Origin of the sequence: Glycomyces sambucus, from assembly GCF_900102815.1 — a bacterium.
Taxonomy (GTDB): Bacteria; Actinomycetota; Actinomycetes; order Mycobacteriales; family Micromonosporaceae; genus Glycomyces; species Glycomyces sambucus.
On sequence record NZ_FNGF01000001.1, the window covers coordinates 625,388 to 642,088 of the forward strand.

The 16,701-nt window shown below is 71.3% G+C and carries 15 protein-coding genes and 1 tRNA gene; 5 read left to right on the forward strand and 11 right to left on the reverse strand.

The features are described from left to right. Nucleotides 1-176 precede the first annotated feature (176 nt). From BLS99_RS02890 to BLS99_RS02900, 3 genes are read right to left on the reverse strand one after another with little or no spacing between them, the layout of a single operon-like run. A complete protein-coding gene (locus BLS99_RS02890) occupies nucleotides 177-644 on the reverse strand; it encodes a PH domain-containing protein (RefSeq protein ID WP_143034668.1) in 468 nt (155 codons plus the stop codon). 32 nt (nucleotides 645-676) lie between these two features. Next, nucleotides 677-1,072: a hypothetical protein gene (locus BLS99_RS02895; protein WP_091043173.1), complete on the reverse strand. Its 396-nt coding sequence runs from the start codon at nucleotides 1,070-1,072 to the stop codon at nucleotides 677-679. Next, entirely contained in the window at nucleotides 1,069-1,368 is a 300-nt protein-coding gene (locus tag BLS99_RS02900) for a ribbon-helix-helix domain-containing protein (protein WP_091043177.1), read from the reverse strand. Before BLS99_RS02900 ends, BLS99_RS02895 begins: the two co-directional genes overlap by 4 nt. Before the next feature lie 142 nt (nucleotides 1,369-1,510). Here BLS99_RS02900 and BLS99_RS02905 point away from each other — a divergent pair, with 142 nt between their 5' ends. The 4 genes from BLS99_RS02905 to BLS99_RS02920 all read left to right on the forward strand — a co-directional run bounded on the left by BLS99_RS02905 (nucleotide 1,511) and on the right by BLS99_RS02920 (nucleotide 7,907). Next, nucleotides 1,511-2,971: an aminopeptidase P family protein gene (locus BLS99_RS02905; RefSeq protein WP_091043180.1), complete on the forward strand. Its 1,461-nt coding sequence runs from the start codon at nucleotides 1,511-1,513 to the stop codon at nucleotides 2,969-2,971. Between the two features lie 384 nt (nucleotides 2,972-3,355). After that, nucleotides 3,356-6,076 carry an aconitate hydratase AcnA gene (acnA, locus tag BLS99_RS02910; protein WP_091044792.1) on the forward strand — a complete coding sequence of 907 codons (2,721 nt, stop codon included), beginning with the start codon at nucleotides 3,356-3,358 and terminating at the stop codon, nucleotides 6,074-6,076. A gap of 168 nt (nucleotides 6,077-6,244) precedes the next feature. Beyond that, entirely contained in the window at nucleotides 6,245-6,694 is a 450-nt protein-coding gene (locus BLS99_RS02915) for a DUF3291 domain-containing protein (RefSeq protein ID WP_091043183.1), read from the forward strand. 157 nt (nucleotides 6,695-6,851) lie between these two features. Next, a complete protein-coding gene (locus BLS99_RS02920) occupies nucleotides 6,852-7,907 on the forward strand; it encodes an NAD(P)-binding domain-containing protein (protein WP_091044795.1) in 1,056 nt (351 codons plus the stop codon). On the opposite strand, the gene BLS99_RS02925 is transcribed toward BLS99_RS02920, so the two are convergent. From BLS99_RS02925 to BLS99_RS02945, 5 genes are all read right to left on the reverse strand, one after another. Next, the gene (locus tag BLS99_RS02925) at nucleotides 7,904-8,776 is read right to left on the reverse strand and encodes an endonuclease/exonuclease/phosphatase family protein (RefSeq protein ID WP_176953182.1); all 873 of its coding nucleotides are present in this window, start codon (nucleotides 8,774-8,776) and stop codon (nucleotides 7,904-7,906) included. The genes BLS99_RS02920 and BLS99_RS02925 overlap by 4 nt on opposite strands. A gap of 48 nt (nucleotides 8,777-8,824) precedes the next feature. Continuing rightward, nucleotides 8,825-9,748, reverse strand: a complete 924-nt coding sequence (locus tag BLS99_RS02930; RefSeq protein ID WP_091043189.1) for an endonuclease/exonuclease/phosphatase family protein — start codon at nucleotides 9,746-9,748, stop codon at nucleotides 8,825-8,827. 189 nt (nucleotides 9,749-9,937) lie between these two features. Beyond that, nucleotides 9,938-11,350 carry an FAD-dependent monooxygenase gene (locus BLS99_RS02935; RefSeq protein ID WP_091043193.1) on the reverse strand — a complete coding sequence of 471 codons (1,413 nt, stop codon included), beginning with the start codon at nucleotides 11,348-11,350 and terminating at the stop codon, nucleotides 9,938-9,940. A 216-nt stretch (nucleotides 11,351-11,566) separates the two neighbouring features. Then, nucleotides 11,567-12,715, reverse strand: a complete 1,149-nt coding sequence (locus tag BLS99_RS02940; protein WP_091043196.1) for a VLRF1 family aeRF1-type release factor — start codon at nucleotides 12,713-12,715, stop codon at nucleotides 11,567-11,569. An 86-nt stretch (nucleotides 12,716-12,801) separates the two neighbouring features. Next, nucleotides 12,802-13,533 (reverse strand): DsbA family oxidoreductase, encoded by a 732-nt coding sequence (locus tag BLS99_RS02945; RefSeq protein ID WP_218126187.1) that lies wholly within the window; start codon nucleotides 13,531-13,533, stop codon nucleotides 12,802-12,804. A gap of 143 nt (nucleotides 13,534-13,676) precedes the next feature. Between BLS99_RS02945 and BLS99_RS02950 the strand changes: the two genes are divergently transcribed. Next, nucleotides 13,677-13,751: transfer RNA gene (locus BLS99_RS02950), tRNA-Val, on the forward strand. A 5-nt stretch (nucleotides 13,752-13,756) separates the two neighbouring features. Here the strand turns inward: BLS99_RS02950 and BLS99_RS02955 are convergent. The 3 genes from BLS99_RS02955 to BLS99_RS02965 form a co-directional block, all read right to left on the reverse strand. After that, nucleotides 13,757-14,986 (reverse strand): DUF6357 family protein, encoded by a 1,230-nt coding sequence (locus BLS99_RS02955; protein WP_091043198.1) that lies wholly within the window; start codon nucleotides 14,984-14,986, stop codon nucleotides 13,757-13,759. Nucleotides 14,987-15,061: 75 nt separating this feature from the next. Continuing rightward, nucleotides 15,062-15,769 carry a FadR/GntR family transcriptional regulator gene (locus BLS99_RS02960; RefSeq protein WP_091043201.1) on the reverse strand — a complete coding sequence of 236 codons (708 nt, stop codon included), beginning with the start codon at nucleotides 15,767-15,769 and terminating at the stop codon, nucleotides 15,062-15,064. Beyond that, nucleotides 15,766-16,680, reverse strand: coding sequence for a dihydrodipicolinate synthase family protein (locus BLS99_RS02965; RefSeq protein ID WP_091043205.1), 915 nt, complete (start codon nucleotides 16,678-16,680; stop codon nucleotides 15,766-15,768). The genes BLS99_RS02960 and BLS99_RS02965 overlap by 4 nt, the downstream gene beginning before the upstream one ends. Nucleotides 16,681-16,701 lie beyond the last annotated feature (21 nt).

Consider the following 16,701-nt stretch of genomic DNA (forward strand, 5'->3'; position numbering starts at 1 on the left):
ACCCCAGCGTATGCCGGGGTCCACTCCAAAGCACGGCGAAGTCAATCGCCGTCTTGTGACCCGGTCGCCAGTCGGTCCCGTTCAGGGACCCGGCTGCGGGTGGGAGCTGGACTCCGCTTGCTGCACCGCAGGCCGCAACTGGGCGGCGCGGTGCGATCGACAAGCCATCGTAGCACCTAGCTGCGGGACTGCTCCAAGAGCGCTCGCAGGTGTTTGATGGCCGCCACAGCCCGCTCCTTGTCGCTGACCTGCACGGCCATGATCGACATCTCGTCGTCGTCCGCGAGTTCGACCGTGGCCCACGTCATCTTGTCGGTGAAGTTGATCGCGGTGACGACCTGCCACGGGAAGAAGCGGGTGGCGGTCACGTTGCGGACCTCGACGCCCTTCTCGTCGGCGCGCACGCGCAGGCGCAGGAAGCTGAGGGCGATGCCGGCGCCGATGACGCCGAGGCCGATCATGGCGGCCTGGTCCGCGATCGTGACGGCGCCGCCCTCGACCGTGGTCGAGCCGAGGGTGAAGGACAGCGCGGTGAAGCCGACGAAGGCGACGGCCGCGCCGATCCAGGCGCCGATGCGGGACTTGCGGGGTCGGTATTCGAGCGGGCCGGTGGTGGTCATGGACTGCTCCTGTACGGCGGTCACGCTGCTCCTCTGATTGTCCCTCGTCCGGCCCCTCACGGGAGCTGGTCGATCTCCAGGCTCGCGTCGAATGCAAGCAGGGTCTTGGGCTCGCCCGTGACGATGGGCCAGCCGGGGCGGTTCAGGCCACACCAGGCGACGTGCCCGGCGGCGATGTTCCCGTGCTGGCGCGAGCGCGAGAGCATGAGCCCGACGTCGCGGGCGGACTTCTGGTCGAGGTCCATGACCACGGTGACGGGCAGGCCGAGCAGCACCAGGAGGGCGTCGCGGTCGCGGCGGCGGGCCTGGGACCACGCCTCGGCGAGCGCCCCGGAGGGGATCGCGAGGACCACGTTCTGCTCCAGCGCGGTGAACACCACGGCCTGCGGGTAGGGCATGGAGGTGGCGAATCCGACGATGGCCGACACGTCCAGGATGCGGCCACCGATCATGTACGCGCCTCCGGGTCCTCGACGCCGAGGACTTCGCGCGCCCAGGCGAGGTGCTCGGCGCTGGGGCCCTGTCCCTTGCGGTCGAACAGGTCCTGGAGCTCGGTGAGGGAGCGGTCGCGCTCCAGCCGCTCGGCGACGGCGGCGCCGACGTACTCGTCGACGGACTCGGCCCGGCCGACCGCCACGAGGCGGCGGATCTGCTCGAGCTGGACTTCGGTGAGGGTGACGCTCGAGCGCGAGGGGCCCGCTCCCTGGTTCGGGGGCGGGTTGAGCGACGAATTGGCGCGATCGGTCACGATTCTCAGGGTAGCGGTGCCGTCGCGTTCGGGGCGACCGGCCGGGACCGTCGTGGGGCCCTCGCGAACGCGGTACCGTCACTGTGCAAGCGCCACCGGGCAGGCCCCAGCCGCGCGACAGGCATTGAGGAAAGGAACGGCGATGGCCGAGACGAAGTCCGGGGAGCGACCCCACGACCCGAAGTTCCCCGAGAAGTTCCTGGAGTTCATGCGCTCCGGTTGGGGGCCCTTGGACCTGGACGCGGCCCCGCTGCCCCAGGCGGCCTACACGGCGCGCCGCCGCGAGGCGCTGTCGGCGGCCTTCCCCGGCGAGGTGCTGATCGTCCCCACGGGTGAGGAGCAGCGCCGTTCGAACGACACCTTCTACCCCTTCCGCGCGGGCTCGGACTTCGTGTGGCTCACCGGCGACCAGGACCCCGAGGGCGTCCTGGTGCTGCACCCGAGCGGCCACGGCCACGAGGCGGTCCTGTACCGCCGGCCGCGCAAGGGCACCGACTCCGACGAGTTCTTCCGCTCGGCGAAGTACGGCGAGCTGTGGATCGGCCGCAAGCACTCCCTGGACGAGACCGAGGTGCGCCTGGGCCTGCCGTGCAAGGACGTCGAAGGGCTCGACGACGCCCTCAAGGGCGCCGACCGCTCGCGCACGCGCCTGCTGCGCGGCTTCGACGCGGCGCTGGACGCGCGCTTCGCGGCGGAGTCCTCCGAAGGCGGCCTCACCCGCGACGGCGAGCTGGCGGCGGTCCTGTCGGAGCTGCGGCTGCGCAAGGACTCGTGGGAGCTCGAGCAGCTCCAGGACGCGGTCGACATCACCGTGCGCGGCTTCGAGGACGTGGCCCGGATCATCCCGGCCACCGGCTCGGTGTCCGAGCGCCTCATCGAGGGCGTGTTCCGCTCCCGCGCGCGCCTGGAGGGCAACGGCCTCGGCTACGACTCGATCGTGGGCGCCGGGTCGCACGCGACCACGCTGCACTGGATCACCAACGACGGCGCCACCAAGACCGGCGAGCTGCTGCTCATGGACATGGGCGTGGAGAACCACCACCTCTACACCGCCGACGTCACCCGCACGATCCCCGTGGACGGCCGGTTCACGCCGCTCCAGCGCCAGGTCTACGACGTCGTGCACGCCTCGCAGCAGGCCGGCATGGACGTCATCAGGCCCGGCACCGAGTTCCAGGAGATCCACCAGACCTGCATGCGGGTCCTCGCCGAGGGCCTGAGCGACCTGGGTATCCTGCCCGGGACCGTGGACGAGGCGCTGGACAAGGACTCCCTGGTCTACCGCCGCTGGACGCTGCACGGCTTCGGGCACATGCTCGGACTCGACGTGCACGACTGCGCGGCCTCGCGGCCCGAGCACTACTACAAGGGCGCGGTGCAGGAGGACTTCGTCCTCACCGTCGAGCCGGGGCTGTACTTCCAGGCCAACGACGAGCTGGTCCCCGAGGAGCTGCGCGGCGTCGGCATCCGCATCGAGGACGACGTGCGGGTCACCGCCGACGGCTGCGAGAACCTCTCGGCGGGGCTCCCGCGCACCTCCGACGAGGTGGAGACCTGGCTCGCGGAGCAGCGCGAGGCCGGGCCGCGGCTCGCGGGCGAGTGAACGCGTATCCGCTGGTCGCGTCGGGTGCCCGAGGGCCGGTGGCGGTCCCCGATGCCCGACGCGTATAGTCCGATTTAAGACTTATATCCACCGCACCGGGCCGGCGGCGGCGGCATCACCGCACACTACCGCCAGCCGCCGCCGGCCTTCAACCTTCCGATGCGGTCTCCCCCTTGGCGATCCACGCCACACGGCCGCACTTAGGGTCGGCTGGGAAACTCCCCCGCGACATCAGGTGCTACAGTTGGACCCGTTAAATAAGACGGACGTACTGTTTAAGAGTCGGCGGCTCTGCCCGGCCACGGTCCTCGACCGCGGTCCCCGGCCTCTCAGGTTGCGGCAGACTGAGACCGACCTTCAGTTCTGACTCGAGGAGCTCTCATGGTGAGTACGGACTCCTTCGGCGCCCGCGAAACGCTGCGGGTCGGCGAACACGACTACGACATCTTCCGCATCGACAAGGTGGAGGGCCACCAGCGGCTGCCGTACAGCCTCAAGGTCCTCCTCGAGAACCTGCTGCGCAACGAGGACGGCGCCGACATCACCGCGGACCACATCCGCGCCCTCGGCTCCTGGGACCCCAACGCCAAGCCCAGCACCGAGATCCAGTTCACGCCCGCGCGCGTCATCATGCAGGACTTCACCGGCGTCCCCTGCGTCGTCGACCTCGCCACCATGCGCGAGGCCGTCCGCGACCTCGGCGGGGACCCCTCCAAGGTCAACCCGCTCGCGCCCGCCGAGATGGTCATCGACCACTCGGTCATCGTCGACTTCTTCGGCCGCCCCGACTCGTTCCAGCGGAACGTCGAGCGCGAGTACGAGCGCAACCGCGAGCGCTACCAGTTCCTGCGCTGGGGCCAGACCGCCTTCGACGAGTTCAAGGTCGTCCCGCCCGGCACCGGCATCGTCCACCAGGTCAACATCGAGCACCTGGCGCGCGTCGTCATGACCCGCGACGGCGTCGCCTACCCCGACACCTGCGTCGGCACCGACTCCCACACCACCATGGAGAACGGCATCGGCGTCCTCGGCTGGGGCGTGGGCGGCATCGAGGCGGAGGCCGCGATGCTCGGCCAGCCCATCTCCATGCTCATCCCGCGCGTCGTCGGCTTCAAGCTCTCCGGCGACCTCCCGCCCGGGACCACCGCCACCGACCTCGTCCTCACCATCACCGAGATCCTGCGCGACCACGGCGTGGTCGGCAAGTTCGTCGAGTTCTACGGCGAGGGCGTCGCCTCGGTGCCCGTCGCCGACCGCTCCACGCTCGGCAACATGGCCCCCGAGTTCGGGTCCACCTGCGGCATCTTCCCGATCGACGAGCGCACCGTCGACTACCTGCGCCTGACCGGCCGCACCGACGAGCAGATCGCGCTCGTCGAGGCGTACGCCAAGGCCCAGGGCATGTGGCACGACCCGTCGCAGGAGGCCGAGTACTCCGAGTACCTCGAACTCGACCTCTCCACCGTGGTCCCCTCGATCGCCGGGCCCAAGCGCCCGCAGGACCGCATCCAGCTCGACGACGCCGGGCGCCAGTGGCGCCGCGACGTCGCCGGCTACGTGGCCGACGAGCCGGGCATCGAGTCCTTCCCGGGCTCCGACGCCCCCGCGCAGTCGCCCAACGGGAACCGCCCGCACAACCCGCAGACCGTCAAGTCCGAGGCCGGCGAGTTCGAGCTCGACCACGGCGCCGTCGTGATCGCCGCGATCACCTCGTGCACCAACACCTCGAACCCGTACGTCATGGTCGGCGCGGGCCTGCTCGCCAAGAACGCCGTCGAGGCCGGCCTGCTCTCCAAGCCGTGGGTGAAGACCTCGCTCGCGCCCGGGTCCCAGGTCGTCACCGGGTACCTCCAGCGCGCCGGGCTCTCCCCGTACCTCGACAAGCTCGGGTTCAACCTCGTCGGCTACGGCTGCACCACCTGCATCGGCAACTCCGGCCCGCTCCCGGAGGAGACCTCGGCCGCGGTCCAGGCCGGCGACCTCGCCGTCGCCGCCGTGCTCTCGGGCAACCGCAACTTCGAGGGGCGCATCAACCCCGACGTCAAGATGAACTACCTCGCCAGCCCGCCGCTGGTCGTGGCCTACGCCCTCGCCGGGACCATGGACGTCAACCTGACGACCGACGCCATCGGCACCGGCAAGGACGGCCAGGACGTGTACCTGCGCGACATCTGGCCCTCCGCCGAGGACGTGCGCGAGGTCGTCGACGGCCACATCGGCCGCGACATGTTCCTCAAGGAGTACGCCTCCGTCTTCGACGGCGACGAGACCTGGCAGTCCCTGCCGATCCCGACCGGCGACACCTTCGAGTGGGACGACGCCTCGACCTACGTGCGCAAGGCCCCCTACTTCGAGGGCATGCCCGCCACCCCGGGCGCCGTCGAGGACATCCACGGCGCGCGCGTCCTGGCGAAGCTCGGGGACTCGGTCACGACCGACCACATCTCCCCCGCCGGCTCGATCAAGGCCGACTCGCCCGCCGGCGAGTACCTGAAGGGCCAGGGCGTGTCCCCGGGCGACTTCAACTCCTACGGCGCCCGCCGCGGGAACCACGAGGTCATGGTCCGCGGCACCTTCGCGAACATCCGCCTGCGCAACCAGCTCGCGCCGGGCACCGAGGGCGGCTGGACCCGCGACTTCACGCAGGCCGACGGCCCCGTGTCGACGATCTACGACGCGGCCCAGAACTACGCCGCCGCCGGGACCCCGCTGGTGATCTTCGCCGGCAAGGAGTACGGCACCGGCTCCAGCCGCGACTGGGCCGCCAAGGGCACCCTCCTGCTGGGCGTCAAGGCCGTCATCACCGAGTCGTACGAGCGCATCCACCGCTCGAACCTCATCGGCATGGGCGTCCTGCCGCTCCAGTTCCCGGAGGGCGAGTCGCACCAGAGCCTCGGCCTCACCGGCGAGGAGACCGTGGCGATCACCGGCGTCGACGCCATCAACGAGGGCATCCCGGAGACGGTCACCGTGACCGCGACCGGCGCCGACGGCACCGTCACCACCTTCGAGGCCGTGGTCCGCCTGGACACCCCGGGCGAGGCCGAGTACTACCGCAACGGCGGCATCCTCCAGTACGTCCTGCGCGGCCTCCTGGCCGGGTAAGGCGCACCGAGCGTGCGGGGCGGGCCTTCGGGCCCGCCCCTTTCGCGTCCCCGCGGAACCCTGTCTTCGCGCAATCCCTGTCTTCGCGCAAACCCAGTCGACTGGGGCGCGACTGGGTTTCGGGTCCGGGCGTTGACGGGCCGCGCGGGGCGCTGGCAGGCTCGGTGCATGGGATACGAACTGGCGCAGGTGAACATCGGGCGGATGCGGGGGACCACGGACTCGCTCGTCATGAAGGACTTCATGGACGGCCTCGCCGAGGTGAACGCCGCGGCGGAGGGCGCCGACGGGTTCGTGTGGCGCCTGACCGACGGCGTGGGCGACGGCGCGACCGGCCTCCGCTTCTGGGGCGACGAGTGGCTCATCGTGAACATGTCGGTGTGGACGGGACCGGAGGCGTTGAAGGCGTACGTGTACGGCGAGGTCCACCGGCCGTACCTGCGGCGCCGCCGCGAGTGGTTCGAGCACCTCCAGGAGGCGGTCACGGCCCTGTGGTGGGTGCCGGCCGGCGAGCGGCCGACCGTGCGCGACGCCGAGGAGCGGCTGACGCTGCTGCGGGAGCAGGGGCCGACGCCGGAGGCGTTCACCTTGAAGGCGGAGTACGCGGAGCCCGCGTAGGGAGCCGGAACGCGCGGCGGGCGCAGGACGCCGGGGTAGACGGCCGCGCAGGCGCGGCGAGGGGCTGACGGCCGCCGCGCTGGTGCGGCGCGAGACCCGCGTGAAAGCCCTCACCACCCGGAATCCGGGCCGTTCCCGGGGCGTTTCGCCTGGTGTGATCCGGGAAGTGGACGTCGTCGTGATCGGGGCCGGCCAGGCCGGGCTGTCGGCCGCGTACTTCCTGCGCCGCCACTTCGAGCCCGGGACCGGGTTCGCCGTCCTCGACCACGCCCCGCACGCGGGCGGCGCCTGGCAGTTCCGGTGGCCGACCCTCACGTTCAAGACCGTGAACGGGGTCTACCAGCTCCCCGGGATGCCCGTCCCCGAACCCGACGAGGCCACCCCCGTCGCCGGGGTCATCTCCGCGTACTTCGCCGCCTACGAGCGCGAGTTCGACCTGCGCGTCGAGCGCCCGGTCTCGGTGCGCTCGGTGCGGTCGCTCCCCGACAAGCGCCTCTCGATCGCCACCGACCGGGGCGAGTGGATCGCGAAGGCCCTCATCAACGCCACCGGCACCTGGGAGCGCCCGTTCTGGCCGCGCTACACCGGGCAGGACTCTTTCAAGGGCCGCCAGCTCCACACCGCGCAGTACCGCGGGCCCGAGGGGTTCCGGGGCGAGCAGGTCGTGGTCGTCGGCGGCGGGATCTCCGCGATGCAGCACCTCATGGAGATCCACCCGGTCGCGGCCGCCACCACCTGGGTGACGCGGCGCGAACCGCAGTGGCGCAGCGGCGACTTCAACCCCGACCGCGGCCGCGAGGCCGTCGCGATGGTCGAGGAGCGCGTCCGCAGGGGACTGCGCCCGCAGTCGGTCATCAGCGTCACCGGCGTGCCGCTCACGCCCGAGATCCGGGCCGCCCGCGAAGCCGGGGTCCTCGAACGCCACCCGATGTTCGACCGCATCGAACCCGAAGGCGTGGCCTGGAACGACGGCCGCTTCGTCCCCGCCGACACGATCCTGTGGGCCACCGGGTTCCGGGCCGCGCTCGACCACCTCGCGCCGCTGAAGCTGCGCGGGCCGGGCGGCGGGATCGTCATGGACGGCACCAGGGTCGCGGCCGATCCGCGCATCCACCTCGCGGGCTACGGGCCCTCGGCGAGCACCGTGGGCGCGAACCGCGCCGGGCGCGCGGCCGTGCGCGAGATCCGCGAGTACCTCAGCCGCGCCGCCTAGCGTCCGATCGTGAACACCGCCTGAACCGGCCAGTGGTCCGACGGCGTCATGCCGTCCCCGGCGCGCGCGTTCACGCCTGCCTTGTGGACGGTGAGCTCCTGCCGACGCGGTCCGGGCTTCACCATGATCCAGTCGATGCGCCGGCCCGCGGCGGGCTCGGGCCTCCAGCGGTTGAACGTGCCCCAGTCGGGGGTGAGGCGTTCGGCGCTCGTGTTCCAGGCGTCCAGGAGCCCGCCGCCGGTGAGGATGCCGTGGGCCTTCGATTCGGGGCCGCAGTTGAAGTCCCCGGCGAGGACGGCAGGGCCGAGGAAGCGGCGCACGGTGTCGCGGCAGATCGCGGCGCCCTTGCGGCGGGCCTTCTCGGAGCGGTGGTCGAGGTGCACGTTCGCCACGTGGAAGTCCCTGCCGGTGGCCTTGTCCTCGAAGCGGACCCAGGTGAGCATCCGGACCGTGCCGGACCTCCAGTTGCGCGAGCCGATCCGGTCGGGGTGCCGCGAGAGCCAGAGGTGGTCGTAGTCGAGCGGGGTGAGCCGGGCGGCGTCCCACAGGATCGCGGTCGACTCCGAGCGGGAGCCGCCGAGGCGCCCGAGGTGGATCCAGTCGTAGCCGCCGAGGTCCTCGCGCACCTCCATGAGCTGGCGGAACCGGCCCTCCTGCGTGCACAGCACGGTCGGGCGCTCCGCTTGAAGGAGCTGCTTGACCAGCGGCCGGCGCTTCCACCACGCCTGCGAGGCGCTGCCAGAGGCGGACTTCAGGTTGTAGGTCATGAGGCTCAGGTAGGGCGCCGCGACCGGTCCGACCAGGGGCGCGCCGCCCAGGGCGGCCGGGGGCGCCGCGTCCTGCGGGGCGGCGGACCGACGATCGTTCATGGTCGCGACCATAGCGTCAGGGTCCGTCGCCCCGCAGGCGCTCGCGGATTACGGCAGCTCGATGAGCGCCTGGGCCGGCCAGTGGTCGGACGGGGTGAGGCCGTCCTTCGCGTACGTGTTCACCGCGGCCTTGAGGACGCGGATGCCGGGGGTGGTGAGGATCCAGTCGATGCGGCGCTCGGCCTCGCTGGGCACGGGGTTCCAGCCGTTCCAAGTGCCCCACACCGGGGTGACCTGCTCCTCGGCGGCGAGCATGGAGTCGACGAGGCCGCCGTCGGTGAGGATGGTGTAGGTCGGGGTGTCGGGGACCTGGTTGAAGTCCCCGGCGCTGACGACGGGGAAGCCGGCCTCGATCCAGGGGGCGATGACGTCGAGGTTCATCTGGGCGCCGCGCTGGCGGGCGTCCTCCGACTGGTGGTCGAAGTGGTTGTCGACCACGTAGAACTCCTTGCCGGTGCGCAGGTCGAGGAACCTGACCCACGTGAGCATCCGCACCACGTTGTTGCCCCAGCCCTTGGAGCCGATGAGCAGCGGGGTGTCGGAGAGCCACAGGTGGTCGTACTCGACCACCTTGAGGCGCTTGGAGTCCCAGTAGACCGCGGTGGCCTCCGACTTCGAGCCGCCGAGGCGGCCGAGGTGGATCCAGTCGTAGCGGTCGTCCAGGTCCTCCAGGATGTCCTGGAGCTGGTCGTACAGGCCCTCCTGCGTGAACAGGACCGTGGGCTTCTCGCGTTTGAGGACGGTCTTGACGAGGGGCCGGCGCTCCTCCCACGAGTGCGGGGAGGGGTCGCCCCTGAAGCGGATGTTGAAGGTGAGCAGGTGGAGCTGGTCGCGTTTCGGCTCGCCGATGAGGGCGCCGCCGAACGCCTCCTCCGCTTGCGCCGCTCCGGAGAAGGCACCGGTGGCGACCGCCGTGGCACCGACGGCGAGGCCGGCGCCGAGCACGCCGCGTCGACTGAGGACGTTTGTCATTGAACCTCTATATCTCAGGATGAAACCGGGTGGAATGCAAGTTCACGACAAATGCCCCGAGAGTGCAACCCTCAGCGCGTGAACGCGGAGCGAACTCGCGTCGGACGGGCTCCGGAGACCACAAGAGACGGCGGCGGGCGGGTGCCCGCCGCCGTCCCGGTTTCCTGGGATTCCGGTCTGCGCCGGGACTCAGTGCTTCCCGGCGTGGGTGTCGAGGTAGTCCCGGACCGCCGCGGGGTCGTCGGTCCCGGCCCAGCCGATGTAGCCGTCGGGCCGCACGACGCGGGTCAGGCCGTCGGGTTCGGCGGTCGCGGCGTCAAGGGCCCCAGTGGGTTCGGTGCCGTCGAGGACGACGAACCGGCCGCCGCGCAGGGCCTCGTAGAGCCGTGAGCCGTCCGCGAGGGCCACGTCCGCGGCGCGCGTGCCGGTGAGCGGGTGCTCGCCGTGGCCGTGCCCGTAGCGGACGTCGATGCCGCTGATCTGGCCGGTGACCTTGTGCTGCACCGCGTCGAAGCGCATCGCGGTGCCGAGGACGGCGCCGCGGACCACCTTCGCGACCTTCGACTTGTTGGCGGCGACCCGGATGATCCGGCCGCTGGTGCGCAGGACCGCCTCGCCCACGGGGTGGCGCTCGCCCTCGTAGGTGTCGAGCAGGGCGGCGTCGGCGCCGCGCAGGACCGCGGCGAGCTTCCACGAGAGGTTCGCGGCGTCCTGGAGTCCGGTGTTCATGCCCATGCCCCCGGCGGGCGAGTGGCAGTGCGCGGCGTCCCCGGCGAGGAAGACGTTGCGGGCGCGGTAGGTCGGAGCCTGGCGCTCGTCGGCGTGGAAGCGCGAGGACCAGCGCGGCTCGTGCATCCCGAAGTCGGTGCCGAAGGCGAGCTTGAGGGCGGTGCGGATCTCAGCGGTGGTGACGGGGGCGTCCTCGCTGCGCTGGTCGGCGGCGTTCCAGGCGATGACGCGCCAGGTGCCGTCGCCGAAGTCGGCGATGAAGCAGAACGCGCCCCCGGCGCTGCCGACCGCGGGGCTGTGCGCGGGCGGGGCGTCGAGTTCGGCGTCGGCGAGCATCATCGACTCCAGTACGGCCTCACCGGGGAAGGGGATGCCGACGGCCTCGCGCACGGACGAGCGCACCCCGTCGGTGCCGACGACGTAGGTCGCGCAGTGGTCGCCGTCCTCGGTGCGGACGGTGACGCGGCCGTCCGCCTGGTCGACGCCGGTGACCTTGCAGTCGAAGCGGAACTCGACGCCGGCCGCCTCGGCGCGCTCGCGCAGGACGCGCTCCACGTGGTACTGCGGGGTCATGAGCACGTAGGGGAATCGGGAGTCGAGGCCGCTGAGCTTGACCTTGGCGCTGCCGAACAGGAAGAGCTCGCCGAGGCGGCTGCCGCCGAGGGCGAAGAGGTCGTCGGTGAGGCCGCGGGCGTCGAGGACTTCGAGGGTGCGGGCGTGGACGGCGAAGGCGCGGGAGAGGTTCGAGATCGCCGCACCGCGCTTCTCCAGCACGAGGACCCGCACGCCGGCTTCGGCGAGGTCGCCCGCGAGGAGGAGCCCGGTGGGGCCGGCCCCGACGACGATGACCTCGGTCTGCTGCTGCTCGGACATGATGTGCTCCTGGGGTGGTCGGAAATTCATCACTTGATGAATTCAACATACGTTGAATTCTCTCCGAAGGAAAGCCCGTTGGGCCGCAATGTGACGCACGAGTCTCCGAAAGGATCCGGGAACGCAGCTAGGGCCGCGAGAGGTGAGAGACTCGCGGCCCTAATTCGAACTGCCGAAGATAGGTTAGCATAACCTAACTAGCTACTCAAGGGGCCGTTACCAGCGGAGGAACGCCCCCACGCCGCCGGCCTGCTCCCCCAGTTCGACGCCCTCGCTGAGGATCGAGACCCTGGCGTCGGAGGCCAGCGCCATCTCGATCATCGCCTCGCCGAGCTGCGCTTCGGCGATCGCGGTGGCGACGTCGGCCTCGCCGGGCGCGACGGCGTCGGCGAGGACCGCGCCCTGCGGGATGCGCTGGGCGCTCCAGACCGAGTCGCGCTCGATGACGAGCCGGTCGACCCGGCCGCCCTGGAGGGCGTCGAGGACTTCCTCGGATCCGATGGCGGCCTTGGGAGGCGCTTCGGCGAAGTCGGCGGCGATCCGCGCGTCCCGGGCGTGCCTGGCGGCGGCGATCTCGGGGGCGAGGAGCTGCTGGATCTGCGCGGGCGACTTCTGGCCGAGCACCATCTGCGCCGCGACGACCTCGGCCTTGACGCCGCCGAGCGACTTCGAGGCGGCCTCCACGAGTTCGGGGTCGCCGGTGACGACCAGGAGCTCCCAGCCGAACTGGGCGGTGTGCTCCTCCAGTGTGGAGTGGGCGGCGGTGAGGAACTTCTGGAGGTGCTCGGCGACCCGGAAGTCGAAGAGGTCGTACTGGGTCGAACTGCTGTGGTGGTCGCGGCCGTGGCCGCCGGGGCCCTTCATGACGCGCCATTCGGAGGTGTCGAGCACGAACGCGAGCCCGGAGACCTCCTCGCACCGGCCGAAACGGCTGTCCAGCAGCCGCATGCCCTTCCCGTCGACGACCGCGATGCCCACGGGAGAGCCCTCCGCCCACGCACCGAACATCGGGGCGATGTGCGAGCGGGGCCCGAGGGCGACCCGGTCGGCCAGGGGCGTCTGCATCTCCACGGTGTAGGTCTCGCCGGTGCCGAGCGCGACGAACAGCGCCCGCCCGATCCCGGGCGAGCCGGGGCGGACGAGCGCTTCGATGTCGATCTTGAGTTCTTCGACCCGGCGGCCGAGGAGGGACCTGGTGCCGTTGTCGACGGCGTCGAGGAGCTGCTTGAGCCCCTGGTCGAGCCGGGTCTTCCAGATGGGGGTGGAGCCCTGCTCCCGGGGGTCGGCGTTCACGTAGAGCGAGAGCACGCCGGCGTCGTCCCGCAGGTGCACCAGCTTGAGCTGCGTCTCGCGATCCATGGGCATGGCTACCGCCTCCTCCTCGGTGGGAAATTCGCCTCAGGATATGCCCGGACGCTCCGAATCGAGAAGGTTTCGCCACTTCCGCGGCGCTAGATCGCGCACCCTTCGGGCCCGCACGCTTCCGCGTCGTCGGCGCCGGTGACGGTGGTGAGCGCGGGCTTCTTCTCGTTCCACGCCTTCTCCAGCATCTCGGCGAACAGCGCGGTCGGCTGCGCGCCGGAGACGCCGTACTTCTCGTCGATGACGAAGAAGGGCACTCCGTTGGCCCCGAGCGCGGCGGCCTCGGCCTCGTCGGCGCGCACCGCTTCGCGGTACCGCTCCGGGTCGTCGAGCACGGCGACGACCTCGCTCTCGTCGAGCCCGGCGGCGACGGCCACCTCGATCACGCGGGAGCGCTCGAAGATCGAAGCCTCGTCGGCGAAGTTCGCGGCGTAGAACGCCTGCCAGACCTGCGCTTCGAGCCCCCGGTCAGAGGCCAGGTGCAGCAGCCGGTGGAGGTCGAAGGTGTTCCCGTGGTCGCGGCCCTCGGTCCGGTACTCCAGGCCCTCGATCTTGGCGAGTTCGCCGAGCTTGTACTCGTTGGCCTGCGCCTGGGCGGGGCTGATGCCGTACTTCTTGGCGATCATGGGCACGACGGCGTCGACCTCGCCCGGGGCGCGGTTCGGGTCGAGCTCGAAGGACCGGTGCCGCACTTCGACGGCGACCTTCCCGGAGAGCTCCTCCACGGCCTTGTCGAAGCGGGCCTTGCCCACGTAGCACCAAGGGCAGGCGATGTCGGACCAGACGTCCACGCGGAGGACGTTCTTCTTCAGCTCAATCACACCAGGCCCAACACTTGAAGCTTGCACTGAATTCCGCGTGTGCGGCGCCTCTCCCTCCCCCCGCTGCCCAGTGACCCTGCACTCGCGCCCAAGCCCCCGTTCAGGTACCCTTTCTCAGGCTCGGCGCGCCCCCACGCGCCCCAGGGTGCTTAGCTCAGCGGTAGAGCACCTCGCTTACAACGAGGTGGTCACAGGTTCGATCCCTGTAGCACCCACCAAGCATCTATCTGCTCGGTTTCGCGTCGGCGTCGCGGTGGCGGCGGGCGGTTTCGAAGGCTTCTACGTCGGTGGTCCAGGGGCCGAAGGGGTCGAGGGCGGGGCAGCCTTCCTTGATGAAGGCGGCGACCAGGTCGCGGTATCCGCGGAGGCCGTCGATGAGGGCGTATTCGACCTGGTACTGGGGGTCTTCGCCGGGGATCGGGGTGGTGATCCTGGCGGCGGTGTCGGCGTAGAGGTGGAGTTGGATTCCCTCGCCCGCCGCTTCGTCTTCGATGGTGAAGACCTCGTTGTCGCCGGCGTAGTGGTCGGCGACGAAGTCCCAGAACGCGGTTGTGGTGGGGCGGGGGTCGGCCGGGGTCCAGGTGAAGGTGGCGTCCTTGTCGTCGGTGAAGACGAGCGGGCGGTCGGCGGACGTCCCGTCCTCGGGGGTGGTCCGGGCGCGGTGGGCGGCTTCTGCGCACATGAGGAAGGTGACGGTGCGGACGGCGTCGTCGGCCAGCGCGGGGTGGGCGCGGCGGACGGCCTCGGCGACGGCGTTCTCCATGCGGTGCCAGTCGTCCCTGTCCGTGCCGCGCCTGCCGCGGCGGGGGTCGCGGGCGATGCCCATGGTGGTGGCGGTCCGTTCGGCGGTGAAGACGACCCGCATCACTTGGGGCAGGAGATCGGGGTCGACGGCGTCGGGGAGGCGGCGGGGGATCGTCGCGCCGTGCAGGTACTGGCCGGTGAACTTCAGGATCGCGGTGTCGAGCGGGGTGAGGCGGACGCCGCGTTCGGCGCGGCGGCGGTCGGCGTCGTACTCCTGGACGCGCTGCGGGTCGGGAGTCTCGGTGAGGGATCGCGATGCGGCGACGAGTTCGCCGCGTTCGAGCAGGTCGATGTCCGCGCCGTGGGCGATGAGCTGGTACTCGACGGAGCGGTGGTTCCGGCAGCGCGCGTCGAGTGCTTCGGGCGTGCCGAACAGGATCGGGCCGAGCAGTGCGATCGCCGCGGCCTCGTCGAGCGGGCCCCGGGTCCCGGCGGCGTCGCACAGGGGCGCGAGCATGCCCCACAGGAGCAGGTGCCGCAGGAGGTCGTGGCGGATCACCGCGAGGTGGGCGTCGTCGATGGGGAACGTGAACACGCGCGGGTCGTGGTTCGCGTCGGCCCCGCCGACCACCTCCAGTCGCAGTTCGCCGTTCACGCGGACCGCCTTCGGCATCCAGCCGTCGGCGCGCCTGAATACGAGTTCGCTCATGGGACCCCTCTCCCTCACCGGTGAGGATATTCGGTCAGGAGTACCACTCGCATCAGTGGTTCGCGGGCCGGGCGGTCAGGGCTCCCGGCGGTCGTCGGTGAGGTCGAGGGCCGCTACGCGTTTCCTCAGGTCGTCGAAGTGTTCGCGCATGCGCTGGACGGCCAGCAGCTCGTCGCCCGCGGTGAGGGCGTCGATGATGCGGGCGTGGACGAGGCCGCGGTTCGGGGCGGGGGCGAGCATGCGGCCGCCGACTTCGCGGCTGAGTTCGCCGAAGAGCCGCCAGAACAGGTCGATGAGGTTGTCCACCAAGGGATTGCCGAGGCCGGAGTAGAGCGTGCGGTGGAACTCCTCGTCGAGTTCGCGCGAGTCCTCGCCGCGTTCGTCGCGTTCGGTCATCTCCCGCGCGATGTCGGCGCAGCGCTGGAGTTCGGCGTCGAGGCCGGCCCGCGCGACGGCGGGCATGAGGCCGGCCTCCATCGCCTCGCGGGCCGTCAGGACCTCGACCACGGCGGTGCCGGTGCCGGCCAGGCCGTACGGGAGCTGTTCGATGATCGGTTTGAAGGAGAACTCGGAGACGAAGAGGCCGTTGCCGTGCCGCGCCTCGATGACGCCGAGGGTCTGGAGGCTGCGCGTGGCCTCGCGCAGCGACAGTCGGCTGACGCCGAGTTCGGCGGCGAGGTCGGCCTCGCTGGGGAGGCGCGCGCCCGCGGGCAGGTCGTGCTCGCGGATGTAGTCGCGCAGCCTGCGCTGCGCGGCAAGGTAGATCGGACCGCCTGATCTCATGTGACGACCGTACCGGGGAGCGCGGGCGCGTCGGCCGCGGCGGCGAGCGCGTCGCGCAGGGACGGGACGAGCCGGTCGATCGCGGCGCGGTCGGCGGCACTGGCCGGGCCCCAGGGGGTGCGGGCCGGGCCGATGTCGGGGCCGAGGCGGTTCATGAGCTCCTTGACGAAGCCGGGTCCGGTTGCGGCGCGGGCGATGTCGCGGAAGGGCCGGTGCAGTGCGTGAGCGCGGTCGGTCTCGCCGCGGTCGAAGGCGTCGACGACGGCGTGGGCGAGGGGCGCGAGGCCGTTGTAGAGGCTGCCGATCGCGGCGCCGGAGCCGAGGGCGAGCGCGGCGGGCAGGAGCTCGTCGCGTCCGAAGTAGACGCGGAGGTCGGGGCGGGCGAGGCGGACCGCCTCCAGTTCCATCAGGTCCTCGTCGGTGAACTTCACCGCCGCGAGGAAGGGGACCGCGGCGGCGACCTCGCTGGGGCGCGGGACGGGGCCGGTCATCGACGGGATCTGGTAGTAGCAGAACGGGACCCCGGCCGCGGCGGAGGCCACTTCGGACAGCCAGTCGACCAGGTGCGCGAGCGTCGGCGCCTGCCCGTAGTAGGGCGCGACGGTGGCGACGAGGTCGACGCCGAGGCCCTTGGCGTGGGCGGCGAGGTCGCGGGTGGTCGCCAGCGGCAGCCCGCCGACGTGGACGCCCAGGCCGAAGCCGTCCGGGCGGGCGGCGGCCCACGCCTCCAGGATGGACACGCGTTCTTCGACGGTGAGGAACGGGAACTCGCCGCTCGTGCCGTTGACGAAGGCACCCTGCACGCCGGTCGAGCGCAGGTGCGCCAGCTGCTCGGGGACGCGGTCGAGGTCGACCCGCCCGGTCCCGTCGTACGGCGCCAGGGCGGCCGCCCAGAATTCGAACCGGCTCATGAGCTGTCCTTTCACGCGTGT

What these genes read in the sequence shown, in the direction of transcription:
- BLS99_RS02895 (WP_091043173.1), bottom strand. Translation starts at nt 1,072, where the DNA reads ATGATCGGTGGCCGCATCCTGGACGTGTCGGCCATCGTCGGATTCGCC.
- BLS99_RS02905 (WP_091043180.1), top strand. Translation starts at nt 1,511, where the DNA reads ATGGCCGAGACGAAGTCCGGGGAGCGACCCCACGACCCGAAGTTCCCC.
- BLS99_RS02915 (WP_091043183.1), top strand. Translation starts at nt 6,245, where the DNA reads ATGGGATACGAACTGGCGCAGGTGAACATCGGGCGGATGCGGGGGACC.
- BLS99_RS02925 (WP_176953182.1), bottom strand. Translation starts at nt 8,776, where the DNA reads ATGAACGATCGTCGGTCCGCCGCCCCGCAGGACGCGGCGCCCCCGGCC.
- BLS99_RS02930 (WP_091043189.1), bottom strand. Translation starts at nt 9,748, where the DNA reads ATGACAAACGTCCTCAGTCGACGCGGCGTGCTCGGCGCCGGCCTCGCC.
- BLS99_RS02935 (WP_091043193.1), bottom strand. Translation starts at nt 11,350, where the DNA reads ATGTCCGAGCAGCAGCAGACCGAGGTCATCGTCGTCGGGGCCGGCCCC.
- BLS99_RS02940 (WP_091043196.1), bottom strand. Translation starts at nt 12,715, where the DNA reads ATGCCCATGGATCGCGAGACGCAGCTCAAGCTGGTGCACCTGCGGGAC.
- BLS99_RS02955 (WP_091043198.1), bottom strand. Translation starts at nt 14,986, where the DNA reads ATGAGCGAACTCGTATTCAGGCGCGCCGACGGCTGGATGCCGAAGGCG.
- BLS99_RS02960 (WP_091043201.1), bottom strand. Translation starts at nt 15,769, where the DNA reads ATGAGATCAGGCGGTCCGATCTACCTTGCCGCGCAGCGCAGGCTGCGC.
- BLS99_RS02965 (WP_091043205.1), bottom strand. Translation starts at nt 16,680, where the DNA reads ATGAGCCGGTTCGAATTCTGGGCGGCCGCCCTGGCGCCGTACGACGGG.